Source organism: Psychrobacter sp. AOP7-B1-24 (assembly GCF_052376215.1).
GTDB lineage: Bacteria > Pseudomonadota > Gammaproteobacteria > Pseudomonadales > Moraxellaceae > Psychrobacter.
Genome location: NZ_JBQSVL010000163.1, coordinates 1 through 1,640 on the forward strand (window position 1 = coordinate 1; position 1,640 = coordinate 1,640).

Genomic DNA, 1,640 nt, shown 5'->3' on the forward strand with positions numbered 1-1,640 from the left:
GATACTATCTATGAAGGTCAAGCAGTAGATGAGTCAGCACTTGCCACAGATGACACCACGGTGCTAATTGCAGCGCCCTCTCGAGTGTATGGTGATGATGCGGCAACTGCGATTGCTGAACAGTGGATCGCGGCCAATCGCTGTCAACGTGAGACATATCAGGCGACTGGCGCCATGCGTGGCCTAAGTGTCGGCAGTCCTGTAGACATCAATAACCTACCCTCTATTGGCCACCTATCGACCTATTGTACCGCGGTGACCATCATCGGTATTGAGCCTGACAATGATAGTGTATCGTATCATTATCAAGCCTTTATCAAGCAGTGGTTACAGCAAACTGTGCAACATATGCAGCGCCGTACCACAAACGCGAGCCTATCATCAATGCCCGATCATGGCTTTGATATTGCTCGTGATACTGGTGTATGGGTATCAGCTACGCTACTTGATGCGTCTATTCCTTATATGCCTTATCCAAGTAGCTTGTCTTTTGCCAGTAGTACCTATCACGGCCTAACACAAGCGCGTACAGGAGATGTGAGCCGCTCACCTTCTCCTAGTTACGCCTCTAGTATCACTGACGATAATCTACAACAAACCATTACCACGCCTGTCTGGTCAGGACTGAGTGATCATGATGACGGTACGACTCCGCCACTGCGTGCATTACAACTGTCTTCGGGAGCGACGCATGGTTGGCAGTTCACGCCGCGCATCGGACAGTCTGTGCTCCTTAACCACTGGTATGGTGATATTGACAGTCCAGTGATTAGCCGTGCGCTCTTTGACGGTATCGGTATGGGTGATGTGGATGAGAAAGACATCACCACTCAAGATGCCGGTTTAGCCAATCGCCATAACCTCAAAGGCGGTGCCTCTCCCAGATGGCATGGCGGTGGTCTCGGTCATTCGCAAATCAATGACGATGATACTCATAGTGGCTGGATATCTGGTATTGCTCAATACGGGCTAACGTCTGAGTCTGAAGTGACGATGAGCTTTGATGATACGCCAAACAAGGTCGGTCTACAGTGGACGGTAAATACTGGTGCGCGCGCTAATGCTGAGACACCAACCATCACTTCTAATGCGACCTTCGCCCCTGATGAGCATGTCGTTGCATTGGGTACACTACGCCACCGCTTTAGCAATCATCAATCAAGCGATAGTGGTCAAGGCATCAATGTCGCTACCGATCATGGGCTACAGATTAGTGGTGATACAGGAGTACTACTCTCTACCTTTGATATCAAACACACGCAAACTGAGCATGAGTCTGCATGGGTCAATGATGCAGGACAGCAGCAGTTAAAGTTAGGTGCTGAGCTGAGCGAGACGTTATCAGAGGCTAAACAGGCACATCTACAATCGACCGAAGCACTCAGTGATGCCCGAGCGTCGATAGAAGAGTTTAAGAGTACGGCGCAAATTATCGATGAGACGCTGAATACCGAAGTACTTGGTGCGGCTGATGTGCTGCTCGTAAGCAAAGATAGTATCCTTGCATCGGGCAGCAATACGCTGTGGACGGCGAAAACGATCGTGAGACAGTCTGGTAGTACCCAATCAGATATGGTGGCAGGTAGTTATACGCTGGCGGCAAATACGATTGATTCACTCTCAGGCGTCGGTGGTCAAGC

General features: G+C 49.9%; 1 protein-coding gene. It reads left to right on the top strand.

The features are described from left to right. Positions 1-1,640, top strand: a 1,640-nt coding sequence (locus ACT3QP_RS14730; RefSeq protein WP_444526017.1) for a type VI secretion system Vgr family protein, incomplete at both ends; no start/stop codon positions are given.